Raw genomic sequence first — 22,829 nt, 5'->3', positions numbered from 1 at the left:
GGATTTCGGAGAGAACATGCCCTTTTCCAAACCACAGCGCGACTGGCTCACGGAAACCGCTGGCAGCGCCCAGACATTTGACGCGATCATCGCCCGCCAGGATGAGCGCAACAGCGCACTTGCCGAGATGAGCGGCGAGATCACCGGGCTTCAGGACGACCTGATCGCCGCCTCGACCAATCTCAAGGTGGAATGGCCGCGCGACAAGTTTCTGGGCCTGATCGAACGGTCGAACCGCTCGATGGACTGGATGAACGGCGACCGCGACGATGAAGTCGATACAAAGCATGACCTGAAGGGAAAGTATCAGGTTGACGAGGCGGCCGCCAAACAGGTGCAGAAGCTGCACGAAAAGCTGATCGAGTTGCAGACCCGGATGGAAACGGCCGTCGATGCCGATGGCAACCCGCTGTTCAAGCCTGCGGATATCACGCGCGAATTGTGGACGCCGCTTGTCCAGTCCGACGTGATCCCGTCAAACGCCGTCGCGGACAAGTACAGTCAGGAAGCCCAAGTTTTCAACGGCGCCTGCGAGATCTACAAGAAAAAGCTTGAGGATTATTCCAAGACTGCGTCGAAACACGAAGACGCCAAGCGGGTGATCCGCATCGGAACCGACGTGGTCAACCTGCTGGGTACCCTTGCGAGCGAGTCCATCCGGCTGGAAAGCCTGTCAGCCCAGGTGTCGAGCACGAGCCGGGCAGAGGGCCTGGCCTTTGCCGCCGACAATGCGGCTGCTGCGGATGGCACGGCCTCGCCCGAGCAGCTTGCCAATATCGAGCGCATGGGCGACATGAAGCAGCAGGCGCGCGAAGCGGGTACGCAGATCGCGGCGGTCACGCTGGCGACAACTGTCATCAATGGCGGCATGTCGATCCTCGATACCGCGCTGACAAACCCCGGAGACAAACGCAAGTCGACCTATGTCGCGGCTATTGCCAAGTCGGTGTTCAATGCCCTTGGCGCGGCAGCGGCCAGCGGCATCTCGGTCTATTCGGCACAGGTAACGGCGACGGATGCCGACAAGGCGTTCTCGCAGGCTTTCCAGACCCAGATGTCAATCGCATCAAAATCGGTGCAGGCAATCCTTGGGGCGGGCAATGCGGGTTTCAGCCTGATGACCGCCGTGCAGAAATTCGCCGACGGAGACAAGGCCGGCGGCACCGCGGCCCTGCAGGAGGTCATCGCCAGCGTCGCCGGCGCGGTCGGCTCCAGCTTTGCGGCGGTCGACGTCAAGCGCGGCACCGTGGTCGAGGATGGTGTGACAACGACCTCGATCGGCACGCAAGGCCAGTGGCAGCAGATCGGCGCCTCGGTCCAGGCGGGCATCGCGGCCTCGGCCAACATTCCGGCCATCGCCAACCATATCTATGAGGTCGTCAAGTCGAATGGCGGCAAGGTCGATATCAAGGTCATCATTGCCAATCTTGGCCTGTCTGCCATCAGCGGCGCGATGGCCGGCACGATGAGCGAGATCACCGGACAGGTCTATTCGGTTCCGGCCGACGGGACTGTCGACCGCGGCTCCGCCAACGCCCTGTTGCAGAAAACCACGCTTGAGATGGAACTCTTCAACAACGATGCCGATGGCGCGAGCGGCGTGGCGGCCAAGGCTGGGCCGCAGTTGCCACTGACCGCACCCACCGATGACCCGGCCTTTCTTCTGGAGCAGAAGATCCGGTTCGTGGAACAGGAGAACGCGCGCAAGGCGGCTGCTCTTGGTGATTTCAAGGACTCGATGAAGGACCCCGCCCGCCGCGACGAATTCTTCAGGCAGATCTCGGATGCCAGCGACCGCGAACTGGAAGTGCTGAACAAACTGCTCGACGAAGCGGGCCAACCCTCGCAGGATCCGAAAAGCGTTGAGCAGGAACAGCGCGCGATGGCCGCGATGGACAAGCTGATCGCCGAGGCCAATCGCTGCAACATGATGTGGCAGGCGCTTGAGGTGATCACCGGTGTCGGGGCCACGGTTCTGGCCGCCGCCCTGCCCGGTGCCGGTATCGCGGTGGCAATCCAGAAACTGCTGATCGATGCCACAACGCTGCTGCGCAAGTCCCTGCAGTTGAACAAGTGGATGGACAATATGGCGCTGACCGTGGGCAACAGTTCGGTCTACGGGCCGGCGATCAACGGAAGGCTGAACTCGGCGCGGGTTCAGGTCAGCCTGCAGACGCTGCGGGTGATCTATGACGTGGTCGGGCTGACTGCGGAATCGATCAAGCTAGCCGATGCCAGCGGCGTCAGCATGGGCGGCGGCATGGCGGCGGGAATTGCGATGCAATCGGGCACCACGATGGCCCGCGCGCTGACAGAATTCGCCTACAAGATGCACAAGGAATCCCAAATCGACGAGGGGTGGAAACTGTACAAGAAGGCCCTTGCCTCACCGGGCGACCGCAAGAAGGCGCGCACGGCGATGAAATGGAACTCTACCCTGTCGAAATGCGTGATCGCCTATGGGGTCGTGGTCGACGGCGATCCGATTGCCAAGGAGGTCGCGCGAAGCTGCGGCATCACGCCCGAGGTGCTGGCCGATCAGAAAAATGTCTGCCCCAAGGTCGTGACCTATTTTGAGACCCTGTACAGCGATGACCCCAAGGTGCTGAAACGCGTGCCGATCCCGCAGAACTGGCATCCGGGAACACCGGTGCCTACGCTGGTCAGCTGGCTTCGCTTCAAAGCCGCCGCTTCGGCGCGGGCCAGCCCGCCGCTGGCCGCCGCCTCGACCAAGACCCCCGGCGTTGATGGCGCGTTGAGCAGGCTGGTCGGGGTCCTGGGATCTGATGCCGACTATGCCGCGACGCGCGACGCACGGTTCCCCGAATATGATCCGACGAATCTCGCGCGCCAGACCAGCGAATACGACGACTTTCTGGACGAGGTCGATCAGACGGCCAAGGCAGTGGTCGCACAGCTTCGTGCCTATCAGCCCGTCAATGCCGATCCGGGTGACGGTGACGGATGGACGGGCGGCATGGCGCATAAGGAGTTCGTGGAAATCGTCGAAAGTCTGACCGCACAGGTCCAGATGATCCAGGGCGAATGCGCCAATGACAGGGAACGGCACGCCGCGTTCAAGGAACAACAACAGGCAATCGCCGATGCCCTGGCGGAGGACGACAGTGACGCGGATGACGCTGACAGTTCCGCGGACGATGACGGCTATGATGGCGATGATGAAATGTCCGACAACAGTGCCGAGGATGACGCCGACAGCGCCGTGGATGATGACGGCTATGATGGCGATGACGAAAGGTCAGACGACCTCAGGGGATGAGGCCGGGAACGAACCCTGCCGGTCCCGCTTTGCGGCTGTGATGATTCAGGTCGCGACGGTCTGCTGATGGGAGATCCGCAGCCACCGGTCCTCATCCTGCAGATATGTTGAGGCGCAAAGCGCCTTCAGCGTCGGCTCGTCGGGCTTCTCTGCCGAGACCCGATAGGACAGGATGGCGAAATCACGACAGCGCGTCACGCGACGCTCGGCCATGACGACGGACCGCCAGCCCGTCCTTTGCCGAAGATGGGGCCAGATCTGATCCCCCTGAAGGATGCCGGGCGGATAAGGGAAGATCATGACGGCATTGGTCGCTGTCGTCGCCCGGGCACTTTCGCCGCCACTGGTCCAGAATTTTTCCTCCATGTCCCACAGAACACCCTGTTCGCGCGGTGACATTGTCCCGGCCTTGTGCGCGGCGTGGGCCAATGTGCTTATCGTGCCGGTTGAACCGGTCATTCGCCCGACCCCGATCCGGCGACCATCAGCACCTGCACCAGCACAAAACTGATCGCAAGGATCGTCAGGATTGCCCGGCTTGTGCCCGCGCGGCCATCGGTGACGGTTCCGGCGACGTGTTTCAGGCTGCGTTGTGACGGGCGCTCTGGCAGCAGCTGGCTCAGATCCCGCGCGACCCTGCCGTGATCGGTTGCCAGCGCGGGAACGTCGCGAAATCGGGCAAGCAGTTGCCCCAGGCGCAATCGCGCGGCATCGCGCCTCAGCGCGACCAGATCGGCGGTTTCCCTCCATGGATCGAGGCCCTTGCGCGCAAAGGCAGACAGGACCGTTACCGCATGTCCATTCCGGTCCTCGCCGACCGATGCGTAGAGAAAACGCTCAAACTCGGGGGGGTGGGGATTGAGAATACCGGGATCGGCCATGATGTCGGTCCTTTTCTTGGCTGAAGAAGCACAGGGCTTTCGTGCTTTCCGACATTAGGGGCAGTTCGGTCCCCGCGCCCTTACACAGGTCAGTTTTGCCGACCACCCACAGGATTATCGGGGCTGGAGTGCCGGTCGCCGGGCGCAGTTCGGGGTCCGGCACTAACCTGCGTCAGCGCAGCCCGGATGATCCTGACCGAACATGAAGGACCGTCTTCGATTGTGCGGGCTGCTGATCCCTGCCGCAGGCAGTGATGCGCGGCGGCGCTGACCTGATGACGAAGACCAAAACCACCAAGGCCAGAACAGGTCCCGAGGCCCCGGAAATCACGCGTGTCAGATACGGGGATCAGAGATGATCATGCGCTCGTCCAGATCGACAGTGATATTTGCCAACCCGTTCACACTGGCGGGATATCCCGGCGAATTGCCCGCAGGCTGCTACGATATTCTGATCGAAGAGGAGCTCCTTCAGGGATTGAGCTTCGAAGCCTACCGGCGGACGGCAACCTATCTGATGGTCGAGGGCAAGGGTGGTCATGGAGGCAAGACCGAGATGCGCATCATCACTGAAATGGACCTGCAGGAAGCACTGAGCCGGGATGGGGCCGTACCGACGCGGGCGTGAGGCCTGCGTGACCATAACCCTGCCGGAACACGCCTGCCTGACAGAGGACCGCTGGGGCTGCAGCTGCGATCGCGGTTTCAGGGCGGATGCCGGAAACGGCCTGCCTATCATGGTGCCGGAAAACGGTTACCTTGCAAACGCGGATTACGGCACCATATGGGCCTGTGAGTGCGGGTTCGTGGAAACCGCAGAAAGGCCGCAGACCGATGCGAGGCGCTATTCTTGCCAGCGCATGCCTTTCCTGACCCGGACACCTGCGGGCCGGGCTGGCGCTGCGGGCGTGGATATGCGTCTATGGGCGGTGCCTGCATCGGCATTGCACTGCCGAAGAACGTCTATCTGGACCGGTCCGGCAACCGGTGGACCTGCAGCCGGGGTTCCCGGCTTTCAGAAGGAACATGCATACTTGGAAGATACCCCGGACAGAACAGCACGCGACCCCGATTCCGCCATGCGCATCAGCATCGGCTGCCGCCTGCGCTACAGCTTCGCCCAGCCCACGCCATTGATCGCGCTGCTTAACGTCCATTACTCGCGTTTCGGCGATCTGGAGCGCACTGACTATCTGGTAACCTCGCCCGCGGTGCCGATTGAAAGTTACCGGGATGGTTTTGGCAACTGGTGCACGCGCATGACGGCCCCGGCGGGGGAGTTCTGTCTGTCAACGGATGGCATCATCCGCGACACCGGCCAGCCCGATCCCGTATTTCCGGACGCGCGCGAGCATGCGGTGCAGGATCTACCCTCGGAAACACTCGTCTTCCTGCAGGGAAGCCGGTATTGTGATACCGACCTTGTGTCTGACGAGGCGTGGCGTCGGTTCGGCAACACGGCCCCCGGATGGTCACGGGTTCAGGCCATCTGTGATTTCGTCCATGGGCATGTTGCCTTCGACTACATGCTGGCGGATGCGACGCGCACCGCATCGCGGACCTTGGCCGAACGACAGGGCGTCTGCCGCGACTTTGCCCATCTTGCGATAGCCTTGTGTCGTTGCATGAACATTCCGGCCCGCTATTGCACGGGATATGTAAGCGATATCGGAGAACCCCTTCCGCATCCGCCCGGGGATTTCGCCGCCTGGATGGAGGTGTTTCTGTCAGGCGAATGGCACATGTTCGACCCCCGCAACAACAAACCACGCTTTGCAAGGGTTCTGATCGCACGCGGGCGTGACGCCGCTGACGTGCCTCTGACCCAGACATTCGGCCAGAACACGCTTACGGAGTTCAAGGTCTGGACCGACGAAGTGGTCTGACCGGGGTTTCTTGCAGCGCTTCATCGCAATCGGGCTGACCGGTCCCCATATCCTTGATACCGGCCTCGGGTCGTCCTGACCGCAATGGGCAGGAAACCGGGGCCGGGCAATCTAGGGATCAATGACATGTCCTTCAAGGACCTGAGCGCCAAGGCAGCGGTGGCTGTGCCGCCGAAGCCCGCTGAAACCAAAAAGACCCCTGCCGCAGAAAAAGGCCCCAAGGTGGACTGCAAGGCGCCGGTACCGGGGACCAAGGCATCCTGAGGCATCAAAAGCTGCGCGCCCCTTGCGGACATTGGGCGCGCGGGACCCGCCCGGCAGCCAGGTCCGGCAGCCAGAAACGGAACATATAAATGGACGATCTGATCAGCAAGACTGTCGCGGTGTTCGCCCGTCCGTTCACCGTTTCAGGATTTGGCGAAACACTGCCTGCGGGCGAGTATGATATTGAAACCGAACTGGTTTCGCCGCCGGACCATGTGCAGCCCGACGACTGGAAAGCCTCGGTTCTGGTCAGGCTTCATTCCCGGATATCGCATCCCGGTCTGGCACGGACCCTGACGGTTTCGCTTGCCGAACTGGACCTTGCACGGGCGAGGGACAAGCTGACGGGCAAGGCGTTGTCCGACTTCTTCCTTGAGGAAATGCTGGCCGATCCGATGGTGCGTCTTGTGATGAAGGCCGACGAAGTGTCTGAGGCGCATCTTCGGCAGCTCTATTCCGGGGTTGCAATATCCGGTCCCGACGCGCCCATACCGGACCGGGACGCGCAATATCTGAGAGTTCCGGACAGCATCTCAGTCAGGGGTGCTGAGAACGAAAGCCGGTCGTCCCGCAGCCGCACGGATCCGGGGTGACCGGACGCGGATGCGTCACCGCGCGGCGATACGATACCGCGTATCAGGGCAAGCGGCCTGTCCGGCGGTTCGTCCGCGCTGCAAAGGGTCTACTGACGGTCATTGCGCCGTGCCGGTCAGACCGGGTGCATCACGGCGCCGCTGACGGGCATCGGGACGCATGCCGTGCTTCTTCAACCATATTGGAACCCAACTTGGCCTGTCTCGATATCCTTCACACCACAACCTACCGATACCGTCACGCGGTCCTTCTGGGGCCGCACAGATTGATGCTGCGTCCCCGGGAAACACGGGAATTGCGGCTTCTCTCGCATGATCTGTCCATCACTCCCGTGGCAACCGTGAACTGGGCGCATGATGTCTCCGGCAATGCCATTGCCACTGCCACGTTTGACACTCCGACCGATCTTCTGATGATCGAAAGCCGTGCCCGCGTGGAACTGACCGCACCCGCATGGCCTGTCTTTGCCATCGCATCCTCGGCCATCGAATATCCGTTTGCCTATGCCGCCGATGAATGGACCGATCTGGGGGCGCTGACCATCCCGCAATACAGTGATCCCGGGGGACGGCTTGCCCATTGGGTCAGGGGCTTTGTCATGGCGCGCCCGACCGACACGCTGTCGCTGCTGAAGGACATCAGCACCGGTGTGTTCACGCAGATTTCCTATCAAAGCCGCGACGAGGAAGGCACCCAGTCGCCGATCGAGACACTCGACAGGCGATGGGGCACTTGCCGTGATTTTGCCGTTCTGCTGGCCGAGGCAGCCCGCAGTCTTGGCCTTGGTGCCCGCATTGTCTCCGGCTACTTGTCCGATCCTGAATCGAGCCTTATTGGCTCTGCCGGTTCGGGATCAACCCATGCCTGGGTCGAGATATTTGTTCCGGGTGCTGGTTGGATCGCCTTCGATCCCACGAACCGCAGCGTCGGGTCACAGAACCTGATACCGGTCGCAGTGGGCCGCGACATCCATCAGGTCGTCCCGGTCTCGGGAAGTTTTTCGGGCAGCCTGAACGCCCATTCCGATATCACAGTTGACGTCTATGTCGGTTCGGGTGGGGAGACGGTCACGCCATCCGGAGTATAGTTCTCCGACCCGGATAGCATGTGACCGCCATCGTGAAGCGCGATATGCATGCGCCCGTAGGGAGCATTCCTTTTGGCGCGGTCCTTGCCCAGCGTGCCGGTCACAATCGGCCCGTGATCAGTCAGGGCGTCAGGTCATGGCTGACCGAGCGGCAGAATTGTTCCGATCCGACATGCACCATGCCTTGGAACACCACTTGCCATTGCCCAGTGTCACGCGGGGCAGCGCTGGCGGGTGCAGCACAAGCCACCAGCCGGGCGCCGCGACAAGGCCGGTCAGCAGGCCTGCGCCAACCTGGAATTCGACCCGCTGCGACTGAACAGACGACGGATCCCATGAGCGATCAATCCGATCAGATACGCCTGCCAGAGCAACACCGCAAAACCCAGCGCCAGCGCCGCCCGCAGGATCAGCCAGTGCCGCCCCTTCCAAAAAGACGGGCCGACCGGCGCAAAAGGGGAAATCCGGTTTTTCAGACATCGGCGATCTGCCTTGCTTTCGGGGGCTGCGGGGTCATGGGTCGTGCCCCCGCCGGAACACTCAACCATAGGCGAACAGTTCTTCCACCCTGCCGCTGTTGTCGGTGCGGCAGATCGTCATGTTCTGCCCGTTATGGGTCAGGAACATCTGGTCAGCATGGTGCGGATGCGGCCCGCGTCGATCTGTGCGGCGATCCCCCGGGTTGGCGGATCCGAGATACGCCTTCCGGCAAGCCCGCGGAATTGACAGGTTTCCGAAGTTATCATTCGGAGTTTCCGAACAGTGCTGCTCGTCAATCTGCGCCTGTTTCTGACCATCCTGGAAAAGGGCAGCCTCGCCGCCACCGGGCGTGAGACCGGGCTGACACCGGCCACCGTGTCCGAACGGCTTGCCGCGCTGGAGGCGCATTATGGCACGCGGCTTTTGAACCGCACGACCCGCGCCATCAGCCCGACCGAGGAAGGCCGCGCGCTGGCCGAAGGCGCGCTTCGCCTGCTGTCCGAATCCGACGCGCTGGACACCCGCATTAAATACGGGATCGACCGTGTCGCCGGACCCATCCGGCTGTCTGCCACGGTGGATCTGGGCCGCACCCGGATTGCTCCGGTGCTGGACGCATTCCAGACCGCCCATCCCGATGTGAGCTTTGGTCTGCATCTGCATGATGGCTGTGTCGATATTACCGGTCAGGGGCTGGCCCCGGGATGTGGCCGAACCGGAGAGCAAGCGCCATTGTGACGGGCCCAAGCACATAGAACAGCGTCCCTGAATACAAGGTAACACCGCTTCTTCTCGCTGACCCGGCATCCACGACGGCACCGCCCCCCGCAGGTTGCTGCGAGGGCCTATGCGTCCTGACACTTCATGATGCGCCTTGGCGGTACCGATGCATCCCATCCGGCAAGGGGCTGCATCCGTTTCGTGCCCCCCGGCCGGCCCCGTCATCCCGGCGCGGAAACCGGGCCTGGATGATGGGGCCCGGTTCAGAAATCCAGATGTTCCACGTTCAGCGCGTTCTGCTGGATGAATTCGCGGCGGGGTTCGACCACATCGCCCATCAGCTTGGTGAAGATGTCATCAGCCTCGGCCAGGTCTTCGACCTTGACCTGCAACAGCGTCCGCGCCTCGGGGTCCAGCGTGGTTTCCCAAAGCTGTTCGGGGTTCATTTCCCCCAGACCCTTGTAGCGTTGCAGCGACAGGCCCTTCTCACCCTCGCTCAGAATGGCCTTTAGCAGGTCGGTCGGCCCGTGGATCACCTGATCGCGATCCTTGCGCATCAGGCGCGACGGGTCGCGATATACGCCACCCGATTGCCCGGCCACCGATCCCAGACGCCGTGCCTCACCCGACCGAAGGACCGCGCCATCCAGCGTGCGCACTTCCTCAACCCCGCGCAGCACGCGGGCCAGACGGATGCCGTGATCCTGCGTGATCCGCCCCTGCCAGCCGCGTTCATATTCCAGCGCCACCATGTCCAGCCGTGTCGCCACCGAATCCGCCAGCATCTGCAGATCGGCATCCGCCTTACCCGCATCGAAGGCCCCCGCAAGGGCCGCCTGTTCCAGAATGGCGCGGGGGTAATGCGTCGGGAAAGCGTCCAGCACCCGGCGGAACTGCCGCGCACCCTCGATCACCCGGGCCAGATCATTGCCCGCGATATCGGTGCCGTCCCTGAGCCGCAGAACAGCCCCTTCCAGCCCCATCGCGATCAGGTAATCCTCCAGCCCGGCCTGATCCTTCAGGTAGACTTCGGACTTGCCGCGTGCCACTTTGTAAAGCGGCGGCTGCGCGATATAGAGATAGCCCCCTTCGATCAGTTCCGGCATCTGCCGGAAGAAGAAGGTCAGCAGCAAGGTGCGGATATGGGCGCCATCCACATCGGCATCGGTCATGATGACAATCTTGTGGTAACGCAGCTTCTTGATGTCGAATTCATCCCGACCGATCCCGGTGCCAAGCGCGGTGATCAGCGTGCCGATTTCCTGACTGCCCAGCATCCGGTCGAAGCGCGCGCGCTCGACATTCAGGATCTTGCCCTTCAGCGGCAGCACCGCCTGATTGGCGCGCGAACGGCCCTGTTTGGCCGATCCGCCCGCACTGTCCCCCTCGACGAGGAAAAGTTCGGATTTCGCGGGATCGCGTTCCTGACAATCCGCCAGCTTGCCGGGCAGGCTGGCCACATCCAGCGCGGTCTTGCGCCGGGTCAGTTCGCGCGCTTTCCGGGCCGCCTCCCGTGCAAGGGCCGCCTCGATGATCTTGCCGACGATCACCCGCGCCTGCGTCGGATTTTCCTCAAACCACTCGGCCATCTTCTCGTTCACAAGGTTCTCGACCGCGGGCCGCACCTCGCTTGAGACCAGTTTATCCTTGGTCTGGCTTGAGAATTTCGGGTCCGGAACCTTGACCGACAACACGCAGGTCAGCCCTTCGCGGGCGTCGTCGCCGGTGAAATCAATCTTTTCCCTTTTCGCGATACCCGAGGATTGCGCATAAAGGTTGATCGTCCGCGTCAGCGCGCCCCGGAAACCCGCCAGATGGGTGCCGCCGTCGCGCTGCGGGATGTTGTTGGTGAAGGGCAGCACATTCTCATGATAGGTGTCATTCCACCACATCGCCACCTCGACCGTGATGCCGTTGCGTTCGCCGATCATGTAGATCGGTTCGGCCATGATGGAGCTTTTTGAGCGGTCGAGATATTTGACGAATTCCCGGACCCCGCCCTCATAGAAAAGCTCGGTCACCAGCGGTTCTGCCGGGCGTTCATCCTCGATGATGATCCGCACCCCGGAATTCAGGAAGGCCAGTTCGCGCAGCCGCGTTTCCAGCGTCTTGAAGCTGTATTCGAGGTTTGAGAACGTGCCGTCTTCCCGGTTGGTCTTGGAGGAGGCCATGAAGCGCACTTCGGTGCCCTTCTGTCCGGGTGCCGGGCCGACCTCGCGGACATGTTCCACCGTTTCGCCGTTTTCGAAACGGGCGTAATATTCGGTCTCATCGCGCCAGACCCGCAGCTCCAGCCAGTCCGACAGGGCGTTCACGACCGAGACGCCGACACCATGCAGACCGCCCGACACCTTATAGGCATTGCCGGAATCGTCGGTGTTGTTGAACTTCCCGCCCGCATGCAGCTGGGTCATGATGACCTCGGCGGCGGAAACGCCCTCTTCCTCATGCAGATCAACGGGAATCCCACGACCGTTGTCGCGCACCGAAACGCTGTTATCGGCGTGGATCTTGACGGTAACGGCGGTGGCATGACCGGCCAGCGCCTCGTCGATGCCGTTATCCACGACCTCATACACCATATGATGCAGGCCCGACCCGTCATCGGTATCGCCGATATACATGCCCGGACGCTTGCGGACCGCCTCCAACCCTCTGAGAACCTTGATGGAATCGGCGCCGTATTCGGCTGGTTTCCTGGCGACTTCGGCCATGTGCACTGCACCCTTGTAATTGCCCGCGATTTATAGCGGTTCGGGGGGGGATTGTCACGCCTTGGACACAAGATTTAGGGGTAAGCCGGGTCAAGGCGGCACCGGGCCGCGCAGCAGGTGATCTGCCCCTGCGCGCCCGGCCGTCATGCCGCTCAGGTGAAGGGGATCACCAGCCCGACAAGGATCAGAAGGATGCCCGATCCGGTGTTCATCCGGCCAATGGCTTCAGGGCTTTGCAGCAGTCGTCTGGCGCGGTCCAGAAACAGCGCAAGGCCCAGATTGCCCAGCATCGGCACCACAGCCGAAATCGCCAGAATCGCGGCGATGTCCCAGGCATTGACCCGGCCCAGATCGAAAAACCCGGGCAGAAACCCCATATAGAACAGGATCGCCTTGGGATTGCCGATCACCGCCGCCACACCGACCGAAAAACCGGCCCAAAGCCCGGGCCGCGTCATGCGGCTGTCGGTTCCCGGGGCGCGGGCCGGGGCGCGGATCAGCAGCACCCCCATCACGATGAAGACCGCCGCCGCGATCCAGCGCAAAAGTTCCAGCGCATCACCATAAAGCGTCAGCACCCATGCCAGCCCCATGATGGCCAGGAATGGCCAAAGCAGATCGCCAAGCGCGACGCCCACGGCCAGTGGCCATGCGGCGGCCATGCCACCCGACAGGGCCCGCGCGATCAGCGCCACCCAGACCGGCCCCGGCACGGCCCAAAGGCCCGCCATGGCCAGCGCATAAAGCATCAACTGTTGCGCGGTAACGGTCATGGCAGCGTCGGGCATGGCAAGGTCAGGCTCCCATCCTCGGCCAGCGGCCAGAACGGGTTATGCGCGACCTCCCAGACATGGCCATCGGGATCGGCCCAATAGCCGGAATAGCCGCCCCAGAAGACTTTCTCGGGGGCTTTCAGCGCCGTGCCGCCCGCAGCGATGGCGGCGGCAAAGGCGGCGTCCACCTCTTCCGTCGTATTGAAATTCTGTGCCAGCGTCACCGCCCCGGCGCCAAGCCCGGCCCCCGCGCGGCCCTGATCGGCGGCAAGGTCATCCATCCCGAACAGGGCCAGCGCCGCACCGTGCATCTGGAAAAACGCGACCGTTTCCTGACTTTCGGAATGTTCTGTCCAGCCCAGCCTTGCATAAAACGAACGCGCTGCCGCCAGATCGGCCACACCAAGGGTTATCAGGGTCACGCGCTGCTGCTTCATCGGCGGCGTCATGGGCTGCACTCCTTTACCAGTGAAATCCCGTCGGATTCCGCCACCTCGAACCATTGCCCGCGCGCCCCGAGATCCGCGAACAGATGCGCCTCGGTGCCGGTCATCAGGGCCTGCGCGCCAAGCGCACAGATCTCGTCATAAAGCATCGCGCGGCGGGTTTCGTCCAGATGGGCCGCGACCTCATCCAGCAGGATCACCGGCGCGCGGCCCTGATCGGCGGCCAGCGCGCGGGCATTGGCAAGGATCAGCGAGATCAGCAGCGCCTTCTGTTCCCCGGTCGAACAGTGCGCGGCGGCCATGCCCTTGTCGCGATGGGTGGCGGCCAGATCGGCGCGATGCGGCCCGTTCAGCGTGCGCCCCGCCGCCATGTCGCGCCGCCGCCCCGTGGCAAGGGCTGCTGCCAGATCCTCCGGTTCGGGTTCGGGGAAGTCCAGCGCCAGATCGGCGCGGGGAAAGCCGGTTTCGGCCCCGTCCTGCGCCGCCGCCAGCCGGGTCAGCGTGGCCACGCGATTTTCGTCAATGCGGGCCGCCGCCGCGGCCATGCGCGCCTCAAGCGCTGCATACCAATGCGGATCGGTCACCTGATCGCGCAGCAGGCGGTTGCGGTCGCGCATCGCCTTTTCATAATCCAGCGAAACCTCGGCATGATCGGGCCGGAAGCTCAGCACAAGCCGGTCCAGAAACCGCCGCCGCCCCTCGGCCGCCTCGATCCACAGCCGGTCCATCGCGGGCACCAGCCATACCACGCGCAGCACCCGGGCAAGGGCCAGTTGCGGGGCCGCCTTGCCGTCGATACGCACCTGCCGCGCCTCAACGCCCTCGGCCGTGGTTTCAACCTCATGCCCGGCCTCGAACCCGTCCAGTGTCGCGCGGATCTTCCAGCCGATGGTCTCGGGCCGCCGCGCAAAATCCTCGGTCGCCGCGCGGCGCATCCCGCGACCGGGCGACAACAGCGAAACGGCCTCAAGCACATTGGTCTTGCCCGCGCCGTTCGGCCCCCGGATCGCGACCGGACGGCCATCGAATTCCATCCGCGTCAGCCGGTGACTGCGGAAATGCGACAGCGTCAGCGACGTAATGGCCAGACCACGCAGGGGCTGCTCCTTTTTCTGTGCGTCTTTTTCTGTCCGAAAAGTATCCCGGGTGGTGGCCCGCCAGGGCCGAGGGGGGCAGCGCCCCCCTTGTCAGGCCGGGTTACACGCGCATCGGCATCACGACATAGATGGCGCTGGTATCATTGCCTTCGCGCATCAGCGTCGGATCGGCGGAAGAATTGAACAGGAAAACCGCATTCTCCCGATCCACCTGACTGGCAATCTCCAGCAGGTATTTCGCGTTGAAACCGATCTCCAGCCGCTCATCGCCGTAAGCCACGGCCAGTTCTTCCTCGGCGGCACCGCTGTCGGGGGCGTTGACCGACAGCACCAGCCGGTCCTCATCCAGGCTCAGCTTCACCGCGCGGGAGCGTTCCGAGGAAACCGTGGCGACACGGTCCACCGCCTTGGCAAATTCACTGGCATCCACCTCAAGCCGCCGGGTGTTTCCGGTCGGGATCACACGGGTGTAATCGGGAAAGGTGCCGTCAATCACCTTTGAGGTCAGCGAGATGGCGGGCGTTGCAAACCGCACCTTGGTTTCCGAAACCGAAACCGCGATGGTCGCCGAATCGTCATCCAGCAGTTTGCGCAACTCATTCACGGTCTTGCGCGGCACGATCACGCCGGGCATTCCCTGCGCGCCTTCGGGCAGGGGCGCGTCGATGCGCGCCAGACGGTGCCCGTCGGTCGCGACACAGCGCAGCACGGGGCCATCCTCACCGGTCGAGACATGCATATAGACGCCGTTCAGGTAATAGCGCGTCTCTTCGGTCGAGATAGCGAATTTCGCCTTGTCGAACAGGCGGCGCAGCACAGGCGCGGGGGCCGCGAAATTCGACGAATATTCCGAGCTGGCCATCACTGGAAAATCCTCGCGCGGCAGCGTCGCAAGGCTGAAGGTGGACCGGCCCGCCGCAACCGTCAGCCGCCCCGAGGCCGCATCCTCGGACAGCACGATCAATGCGCCGTCGGGCAGTTTGCGCACGATTTCATGCAGCATCACCGCCGAAACCGTGGTCGCGCCGGCGCGTTCCACCATGGCGGGCGCGCGGTCCACCACCTCGATATCCAGATCGGTCGCGCGGAACGAAACACTGTCCCCCTCTGCCTCGATCAGGACATTGGCCAGAATCGGAATCGTGTTGCGCCGTTCGACGACCGATTGCGCCTGTCCCACCGCTTTCAGAAGCGTGCCGCGTTCGATGCTGATCTTCATATCCGTCCCTCTGGCCCATCCCCGTTGCCGGGATGCCGAAATTAGCGGTTCCGTGTCATTTCACAAGGCCAAGCAGGAAAAGGGCGGGGCATTTGCCGCCCCTTGATCCTCTGCCGGGCCGGATGCCCCGAATTTGCGGCAGTTAAGCCGGGTTTTGCCGGTCTTGGCAAGCATTGCCCGGCGAATCGCAGGCTTATCCCTGCAGCGCGCGCTTGAGCATCTGAAGATCGTCGGACAACTGGCTGTCCGTGGCCATCAGTTCCTCGATCTTCTTCACGCCATGCATGATCGTGGTATGGTCGCGTCCGCCAAAGCGCCGCCCGATATCGGGCAGGGACCGCGAGGTCAGCGCCTTGGACAGATACATGGCGATCTGCCGGGGCCGCGCGATGGTGCGCACCCGTTTGGGTCCGATCAGGTCGGACAGGCGCACATTGTAATGTTCGGCCACCTTGCGCTGAATTTCCTCGACCGTCAGCTTGCGGTCCGAGGCGCGCAGGATATCGGCAAGGCAATCCTGCGTGAGATCCATCGAAATTTCACGTCCGACCAGGGATGCAAAGGCGAAAAGCCGCGTCAGCGCACCTTCCAGCACCCGCACATTGGTCGAGATGCGATGCGCAAGGAATTCCAGAACCCCCGGCGCAATCACCAGTCCCTTGTACTGGCTGTGATAGAATTCCGCCTTTTGCTGCAGGATCCCCAGACGCAATTCGTAATCGGTCGGGTGCAGATCCACGATCAGCCCGCATTGCAGGCGGGACCGGATGCGCTCTTCCAGCCCCTTGATCTCCGAGGGCGCGCGGTCGGCGGAAATGACGATCTGTTTGTTCTGATCGACCAGCGCGTTGAAGGTGTGGAAGAATTCTTCCTGCGTGCTTTCCTTGCCGGCGATGAACTGCACGTCATCGACCATCAGCACATCGACCGACCGGAACAGCGACTTGAAATCCATGACCTGCTTTTCGCGCAGCGCCTGCACGAAGCGATACATGAACTGTTCGGCCGACAGGTAAAGCACGCGCAGATCGGGGCGGCGCAGCTGCAATTCATGGGCGATGGCATGCATCAGGTGGGTCTTGCCCAGACCGACCCCGCCGTAGAGGAACAGCGGGTTGAAGGTGACAGGCCCGCCCTCGGCCACGCGGCGCGCGGCGGCATGGGCCAGTTCGTTCGGCTTGCCGACAACGAAGGAATCAAAGGTGAAGCGCCGGTCCAGCGGCGCGCCGGGCACTTCCTCCTCGGTGGCGGGACGCTCGGCGGGGCCGCGCTCGGGGGCGTCCTGCTCGGCGGTGCCGGTCGCAGGTGATGCCGGATGTGCGCTTGCGGGCTGGGCTGCCGATTTCTGCGGGCGGGTGACGGGGGCGGTCGCGAATTCGATCCGCTCCACCTCGGCCCCGGCGCGCAGCAGATGCTGCAGGATCTGGTCCGAGAAATTGCGCGAGACCCAGTCGCCAAAGAAGCTGGTCGGCACGGAAAAACGTGCAACACCGTTCTTCAGGGCGCTGAACTCAAGCGGTTCGATCCAGTTGGTGTAATTGTTCTTGCCGACCCGCTTGCGCAATTCTTCACGGACCTGCACCCAATTCTCGTTTGTCATTCCAAAAGACCTGTCCAGCTCTACCTGCATTTCCGACCCCGGACGGGGTTGGACCCAATCGCGCGAATCGCACAGTCCGGGATCCGGCAGGACAGAGCCGTTAAAACAGTCTAGAGACCCGTATCGCGGGATACGGAGGCTCAGAAGACTGTTTCACTGGTTCTACGTCGGCACAGACCCTGATGCCCCAATCACAACCCAACCAAAGATAATCCGGATACCACGGCATCCGGTCCGGAACGGGTTGCGGTCAAGTCATGTCCCCCAGGACGAAGTGAATCGCCTGATGACGCTACCAATCCCGACAAGGCAAGGGCAACCGATCTTCGCAGTTGACACTGAATCCGTCGGGGCGAATCCCGGCTGCTGTGCAAATCGGCAACGATTCTGTTGTCCGGGGCCATGAATGCAAAAGGGCGCATCCCGGATGCGCCCTTACAACATATTGAAAATATTTGAGTTTTCAGGAAGCGGGTGCTTCGACCGCTTTCACGCGCTTGGCGAGGCGCGACATTTTCCGCGCAACGGTGTTCTTGTGCAGCACGCCCTTGGATACGCCGCGGGCCAGTTCCGGCTGGGCGTTGTGCAGGGCGGCCTTGGCCGCGGATTCGTCGCCCGATGCGATGGCTTCCTCGACCTTGCGCAGGAAGGTGCGGATGCGCGAACGGCGGGCCTTGTTGATGGCAAAGCGGGTCTCGGACTGGCGGGCGCGTTTCTTGGACTGGGTCGTATTGGCCATAGGCTTTTATCTTCTCTCGTCTGGTTTCGGGTCGGGTCGCGTTCAAAAGTCATTCACGCGGGATATCCCGTCCCCGGGTTAATCACCGGAAGATCTGGCCAGAGCGGGCCTCACGCGCATGTCTGGCGCTGCCTTTAGGCGATAACGGGCAGAAAGAAAAGCCCCGAATCGCCCCAGCCTGCAAACCCGGCCCATGAAAGGGCCATGCCGCGCGGCCCCGGAAACCCCGCACGGTCGCCGCCCCGCCGGTCAGCGGTCGCGGAACTGCGCGGTGCGCTTTTCCAGAAAGGCGGCCATGCCCTCTTTCTGGTCCTCGGTCGCGAACAGGGCGTGGAACAGGCGGCGCTCGAACAGCAGCCCTTCGCGCAGCGTCGTCTCATAGCTGCGGTTCACCGCTTCTTTCACGGCCATGACGGTCAGTGCCGATTTCCCGGCAATCTTGGCGGCGGATTTGCGCGCCTCGGAAATCAGGTCCTTGGCGGGCACGACACGGCTGACCAGCCCGCAGCGTTCGGCCTCGGCGGCATCCATGTTGCGCCCGGTCAGATGCATGTCCATGGATTTCGACTTGCCCACAAAACGGGTCAGTCGCTGCGTGCCGCCAAGGCCCGCCACCACGCCCAGATTGATCTCGGGCTGGCCGAATTTGGCGGTGTCAGCCGCGATGATGAAATCGCAGATCATCGCCAGTTCGCAGCCGCCCCCAAGCGCATAGCCCGCAACGGCGGCAATCATCGGTTTGCGCACACGCAACAGCGCCTCGGCCTCGGGGGCAAAGAAATCCCCGCCGAAGACATCAACGAAGGACCGTTCCGCCATTTCCTTGATATCCGCCCCGGCGGCAAAGGCCTTGTCCGATCCGGTCAGGATGATGCAGCGCACCTTGTCATTGGCATCCGCGGCCGCCAGCACGGCGGTCAGTTCGGACATCAGCTTGGCGTTCAGCGCGTTCAGCGCCTCGGGACGGTTCAGCCGGATCAGGGCGATTTCGTCCTCGATCTCGACGATCAGCGTTTCATAGGCCATCCGATGTCCCCTCGTTTGCGGCTTGGGGGCGACTCTGTAGCAGGCAGGGCCGGAGGATCAAGTCATCTCTGGCATTGCGGGCAGAAGAAGGACGACCGCCCCGACTGCACGATCCGCGCCACGGTCCCGCCGCAGCCGGGTGTCGTGCAGGGCTGGCCCTCACACCCGTAGACGCGGAAAACATGCTGGAAATAGCCCAGTTCGCCATCCGCCTGCCGGTAGTCGCGCAAGGAGGATCCGCCCGCCTCAATCGCTTCGGACAGCACCTCGCGGATGATGGGCACCAGCGCCTCGATCTGCGCCCGGGCGATTCGGCCTGCTTTCTGCGCCGGGTGCAGCCCGGCCCGGAACAGCACCTCGCAGACATAGATATTGCCCAGACCGGCAACGATCTGCTGATCCAGCAGCGCCGATTTTATCGGTGTGTTCCGCCCGGCCAGCCGGTCCGCCAGATAGGGCCCGTCAAAGGCATTGCCCAAAGGTTCCGGCCCGATCCGCGCCAGCAGTGGATGATCCGCCTCGGTCCCCGCCGCGATCAGGTCCATAGCCCCGAAGCGGCGCGCATCGTTGAAGGTGACGCGCGCGCCGCCCTCCATGTCCAGCAACACATGGTCATGTTTTGACGGCGCGGGGTGAGGGTGATGAAATTCCCCGATCTGCACGCCCGAGATCAGCATCCGCCCCGACATGCCCAGATGGATCAGCAGCGCCTCACCGCCCGACAGATCGGCAAGGATGTATTTCGACCGCCGCCGCAGCCCCAGCACCCGCGCCCCTGTCAGGCGTTCGGCCATGCGCGGGGGAAAGGGCCAGCGCAGGTCGGGGCGGTTCACGGCGGCCTGCAGGATCGCGCGCCCCTCCATCGCGGGGATCAACCCGCGCCGCACAGTCTCGACTTCGGGAAGTTCGGGCATCGGGATCCTCATGACTGCACCACCCCGGATCGGGGCCCGGGCCGGAGCCGGAAAGGCGGATGCGGACAATAAGGGGGCAAGTGCGGCCTGCGGCAAGGGTCAAACCGCAAAGGGGCGAAGGGGCGGATCGGAGAGTGGATTGCGCGGGTCGCCTGCGGAACGCGATGCCGCGCCCGGCGTTCTGGTGTTTTCCTTTGCCGCGCTTGGGTATATCCCCAAAGGTCAGGGATCACAGGCCAGCGGATTGGACAGCATGGATCAGGGCGAGGGAAAGACCACCCATTTCGGGTTCCGCACCGTCGATGAAACCGCCAAGGCCGGAATGGTGCATGGCGTCTTCACCCGGGTCGCCAGCAAATATGACGTCATGAACGATGTCATGTCGGGCGGCGTGCACCGGCTGTGGAAGGACGCGATGATGGACTGGCTTGCGCCGCGGCCGGGGCAACGGCTGCTGGATGTGGCCGGAGGGACGGGCGATGTGGCCTTCCGTTTTCTTGGCCGTGCGCCGGGGGCCAGTGCGACCGTCTGCGACATGACCGAGCAGATGCTGGTCGAGGGCCGGAACCGCGCCGAGGCCGAAAAGATGGGCGACCGGCTGGACTGGGTGGTGGGCGATGCGATGGCGCTGCCCTTCGCGGATCGCAGTTTTGACACTTATACGATATCCTTCGGCATCCGGAACGTGACGCGCATCCATGATGCACTGGCCGAGGCTTACCGCGTGCTGAAACCCGGCGGGCGGCTGATGGTGCTGGAGTTCAGCCAGCTCCCCAATCCGATGCTGCAAAAGGCCTATGATCTTTATTCCTTCAACGTGATCCCGGTCATGGGGCAGGTGATCGCCGGGGATCGTGACAGCTATCAATATCTGGTGGAAAGCATCCGCAATTTCCCCGATCAGGACAGTTTCGCCGCGATGATCCGCGCGGCGGGGTTCGGTCAGGTGAAGTACCGCAACCTGACGCTGGGGGTCGCGGCGCTGCATTCGGGATGGAAACTCTGATGGTGGCGCAGCGCGCGGTCATGATCGGGGCGCCCGCAGGGCCAGAGAGGCGCGGCTGATGCGCGGTCCGCATAATATCATCCGGCTGGTCCGGACCCTTGCCACGCTGGAACGTACCGGCGCGATCGGCGTGGTGCTTGAGGCGTTCAAGGCGCCGCCCCGCCTGCGGGTTGCCGCCCGGATACTGGGCTGGCCGTTCAAATGGCTGGGGCTGCGGGGCGATCCCGCCCTGCCCCCCGCAACGCGGGCGCTGACAGCCCTTGGCCCGGCTTATATCAAATTCGGCCAGATCCTTTCGACCCGCCCCGATATCGTCGGCGATGAAATGGCGCTGCAACTGAAATACCTGCAGGACAAGCTGCCGCCCTTTCCCACCGCAACCGCCCGGGTGATGATCGAGCAGGAACTGGGTCTGCCGGTCGATACGATCTTTTCCGAATTTTCCGAACCGGTTGCCGCCGCCTCCATCGCGCAGGTGCATCACGCGCGGCTGGCCGAAACCGGTGAGGATGTCGCCGTCAAGGTGCTGCGGCCGGGCATCGACCGCGCCTTCCGCAAGGATATTGACGCCTTCTATTTCGCGGCGCGTGCGATTGAAACGATTGCCCCCTTTTCCCGCCGCCTGCGCCCGATGGAGGTGATCGCCCATTTCGAGGGGGTGGTGCTGGGGGAGCTGGACCTGCGGCTCGAATCCGCCGCCGCCGGGGAATTCGCCGCCAATACCGAAGGGGATGAAGGGTTCCGCGTGCCCCGCCCGCTGTGGAACCTGTCGGCGCGGCAGGTGATGACACTGGGCTGGGTCGAGGGCATCGCGATGGCCGACAATGCCGCGCTGGACGGCGCGGGCCATGACCGCCGCGCGCTGGCGGCAAGGGTGCTGTCGCTGTTCCTGCGCCATGCGCTGCGCGACGGATTCTTTCATGCCGACATGCATCAGGGCAATCTCAAGGTCGCAGCGGACGGTGCCATCGTGGCGCTGGATTTCGGCATCATGGGGCGGCTGGATGAATATACCCGCCGCGTCTATGCCGAGATTCTGTTCGGCTTCATCCGTCGCGATTATCGCCGGGTGGCCGAGGTGCATTTCGAGGCGGGCTATGTGCCTGCCGACCGCGATATCGACGAATTCGCCCGCGCGCTGCGCGTGGTGGGGGAACCGATCTTCGGCATGGATGCCAGCCGCATTTCCATGGCGCGGCTGCTGGCCTATCTGTTCGAGGTGACAGAACGTTTCGGGATGCAGACGCGGACCGAACTGATCCTGTTGCAACGCACGATGGTCGTGGTCGAGGGGGTCGCGCGCAGTCTGGACCCCAATATCAACATCTGGCAGGTCGCCCGCCCGGTGGTCGAGGATTACATCAAGCGCAATGTCGGGCCGATGGCATTGCTGCGCGACCTGCAGCGCACCGCGCTGGTGCTGGCGCGGTTCGGCCCGAAACTTCCGCGACTGGTCGAAGCGCAACTGATCCGACAATCCACCGATGCGCCGCAGCCTGAACGGCCCTCGCGCTGGCAACCGTTGATCTGGCTGGGACTCGGCGCGGCCATCGCTCTTGCCGGCGTGTGGACGGGCCAGCAGTTCTGACACGCGGCCGCCCTGTGCGCCCCCGGATCAGCCTGCCACCCGACGCCGGTCGCGGGTGTTCATCGCCTGCCGGAACAGCGCCATGTAGCGCGGGGCAACGGCCTGCAGCGTCTGCCCCTGACCAAGGATGCGCGCCGCATGGCCCAGACGGGCGCGCTGTTCGGGCGCGGCCTTCAGGGCCTTGATCGACGCCACCCATGCCTCGGGATCATCGGGCAGCAAGACACCGTTCACGCCGCTGGTGATCAGTTCGGCAGGATAGCCGCGATCGGGCGCGATAACGCAACCGCCCCGGCCCAGAATTTCCATCAGGCCCCAATTCGCCACGCCATGCCGCAGCGGATAAAGAAACAGGTCAATCGCGGACAGGCGGCGCACATAATCGGCGTAAGGCAGCTTCCCCGGCAGTTCGAGCCCCTTTGCCACCGCCGGATAGTCGCGCATCAGATGGGCGCAGAAATCCGGCACCTCGCCGCCATATCTGCGCTGCACCCATTGCTGTTCATAGCCATAGG

General features: G+C 63.3%; 21 protein-coding genes. 9 read left to right on the top strand and 12 right to left on the bottom strand.

Translation table 11 applies throughout. From position 1 onward, the window contains the following. Positions 1–16: 16 nt before the first annotated feature. Positions 17–3,280, top strand: a complete 3,264-nt coding sequence (locus tag JL811_RS00105; RefSeq protein WP_202686183.1) for a hypothetical protein — start codon at positions 17–19, stop codon at positions 3,278–3,280. Positions 3,281–3,325: 45 nt separating this feature from the next. Here the strand turns inward: JL811_RS00105 and JL811_RS00100 are convergent, their stop codons facing one another. Together JL811_RS00100 and JL811_RS00095 are read right to left on the bottom strand one after the other, a co-directional pair. Continuing rightward, a complete protein-coding gene (locus JL811_RS00100) occupies positions 3,326–3,679 on the bottom strand; it encodes a hypothetical protein (RefSeq protein ID WP_237684708.1) in 354 nt (117 codons plus the stop codon). 56 nt (positions 3,680–3,735) lie between these two features. Continuing rightward, positions 3,736–4,161 (bottom strand): hypothetical protein, encoded by a 426-nt coding sequence (locus JL811_RS00095; RefSeq protein ID WP_202686181.1) that lies wholly within the window; start codon positions 4,159–4,161, stop codon positions 3,736–3,738. A 355-nt stretch (positions 4,162–4,516) separates the two neighbouring features. On the opposite strand from JL811_RS00095, the gene JL811_RS00090 reads away from it, so the two are divergent. The 6 genes from JL811_RS00090 (at position 4,517) to JL811_RS00065 (ending at position 9,210) form a co-directional block, all read left to right on the top strand. Beyond that, the gene (locus tag JL811_RS00090; protein ID WP_202686180.1) at positions 4,517–4,789 is read left to right on the top strand and encodes a hypothetical protein; all 273 of its coding nucleotides are present in this window, start codon (positions 4,517–4,519) and stop codon (positions 4,787–4,789) included. A 451-nt stretch (positions 4,790–5,240) separates the two neighbouring features. Then, positions 5,241–6,047, top strand: a complete 807-nt coding sequence (locus JL811_RS00085; protein WP_202687129.1) for a transglutaminase-like domain-containing protein — start codon at positions 5,241–5,243, stop codon at positions 6,045–6,047. Positions 6,048–6,173: 126 nt separating this feature from the next. Continuing rightward, positions 6,174–6,311 carry a hypothetical protein gene (locus tag JL811_RS00080; RefSeq protein WP_202686179.1) on the top strand — a complete coding sequence of 46 codons (138 nt, stop codon included), beginning with the start codon at positions 6,174–6,176 and terminating at the stop codon, positions 6,309–6,311. 89 nt (positions 6,312–6,400) lie between these two features. Then, the gene (locus JL811_RS00075) at positions 6,401–6,904 is read left to right on the top strand and encodes a hypothetical protein (RefSeq protein WP_237684707.1); all 504 of its coding nucleotides are present in this window, start codon (positions 6,401–6,403) and stop codon (positions 6,902–6,904) included. Between the two features lie 182 nt (positions 6,905–7,086). Then, positions 7,087–7,992 (top strand): transglutaminase family protein, encoded by a 906-nt coding sequence (locus tag JL811_RS00070; protein ID WP_337924693.1) that lies wholly within the window; start codon positions 7,087–7,089, stop codon positions 7,990–7,992. A 762-nt stretch (positions 7,993–8,754) separates the two neighbouring features. Beyond that, positions 8,755–9,210, top strand: a complete 456-nt coding sequence (locus tag JL811_RS00065) for a LysR family transcriptional regulator (RefSeq protein ID WP_202686175.1) — start codon at positions 8,755–8,757, stop codon at positions 9,208–9,210. Between the two features lie 245 nt (positions 9,211–9,455). Here JL811_RS00065 and gyrB read toward each other — a convergent pair whose 3' ends face one another. The 9 genes from gyrB to mutM form a co-directional block, all read right to left on the bottom strand. Then, complete coding sequence (gene gyrB / locus JL811_RS00060; RefSeq protein WP_202686173.1) at positions 9,456–11,906, bottom strand: DNA topoisomerase (ATP-hydrolyzing) subunit B; 2,451 nt, start codon at positions 11,904–11,906, stop codon at positions 9,456–9,458. A 152-nt stretch (positions 11,907–12,058) separates the two neighbouring features. Then, positions 12,059–12,679, bottom strand: a complete 621-nt coding sequence (locus JL811_RS00055; protein WP_202687128.1) for a LysE family translocator — start codon at positions 12,677–12,679, stop codon at positions 12,059–12,061. Continuing rightward, complete coding sequence (locus JL811_RS00050) at positions 12,676–13,116, bottom strand: VOC family protein (RefSeq protein ID WP_202687127.1); 441 nt, start codon at positions 13,114–13,116, stop codon at positions 12,676–12,678. Before JL811_RS00050 ends, JL811_RS00055 begins: the two co-directional genes overlap by 4 nt. A gap of 8 nt (positions 13,117–13,124) precedes the next feature. Then, a complete protein-coding gene (gene recF / locus JL811_RS00045) occupies positions 13,125–14,222 on the bottom strand; it encodes a DNA replication/repair protein RecF (protein ID WP_202687126.1) in 1,098 nt (365 codons plus the stop codon). Positions 14,223–14,322: 100 nt separating this feature from the next. Continuing rightward, positions 14,323–15,441: a DNA polymerase III subunit beta gene (gene dnaN, locus JL811_RS00040; RefSeq protein ID WP_202686171.1), complete on the bottom strand. Its 1,119-nt coding sequence runs from the start codon at positions 15,439–15,441 to the stop codon at positions 14,323–14,325. A 193-nt stretch (positions 15,442–15,634) separates the two neighbouring features. After that, complete coding sequence (gene dnaA, locus JL811_RS00035) at positions 15,635–17,041, bottom strand: chromosomal replication initiator protein DnaA (RefSeq protein WP_202686169.1); 1,407 nt, start codon at positions 17,039–17,041, stop codon at positions 15,635–15,637. 463 nt (positions 17,042–17,504) lie between these two features. After that, entirely contained in the window at positions 17,505–17,780 is a 276-nt protein-coding gene (gene rpsT, locus JL811_RS00030) for a 30S ribosomal protein S20 (protein WP_202686167.1), read from the bottom strand. A 249-nt stretch (positions 17,781–18,029) separates the two neighbouring features. Continuing rightward, positions 18,030–18,806, bottom strand: a complete 777-nt coding sequence (locus JL811_RS00025) for an enoyl-CoA hydratase (RefSeq protein ID WP_202686165.1) — start codon at positions 18,804–18,806, stop codon at positions 18,030–18,032. A gap of 62 nt (positions 18,807–18,868) precedes the next feature. Further along, positions 18,869–19,720: a bifunctional DNA-formamidopyrimidine glycosylase/DNA-(apurinic or apyrimidinic site) lyase gene (gene mutM / locus JL811_RS00020; protein ID WP_202686163.1), complete on the bottom strand. Its 852-nt coding sequence runs from the start codon at positions 19,718–19,720 to the stop codon at positions 18,869–18,871. 253 nt (positions 19,721–19,973) lie between these two features. Between mutM and ubiE the strand changes: the two genes are divergently transcribed. Then, complete coding sequence (ubiE, locus tag JL811_RS00015) at positions 19,974–20,726, top strand: bifunctional demethylmenaquinone methyltransferase/2-methoxy-6-polyprenyl-1,4-benzoquinol methylase UbiE (RefSeq protein WP_202687125.1); 753 nt, start codon at positions 19,974–19,976, stop codon at positions 20,724–20,726. 58 nt (positions 20,727–20,784) lie between these two features. Beyond that, positions 20,785–22,314, top strand: a complete 1,530-nt coding sequence (gene ubiB, locus JL811_RS00010) for a 2-polyprenylphenol 6-hydroxylase (RefSeq protein WP_202686161.1) — start codon at positions 20,785–20,787, stop codon at positions 22,312–22,314. Between the two features lie 27 nt (positions 22,315–22,341). On the opposite strand, the gene JL811_RS00005 is transcribed toward ubiB, so the two are convergent. Continuing rightward, a partial coding sequence (locus tag JL811_RS00005) for a glycosyltransferase (RefSeq protein ID WP_202686159.1) occupies positions 22,342–22,829 on the bottom strand: 488 nt, incomplete at its 5' end.

This window comes from Szabonella alba, assembly GCF_016765775.1.
Taxonomy (GTDB): Bacteria; Pseudomonadota; Alphaproteobacteria; order Rhodobacterales; family Rhodobacteraceae; genus Szabonella; species Szabonella alba.
Note: the sequence above shows the minus strand (reverse complement) of the source record. Positions and strands in the feature narration are given on the sequence as shown.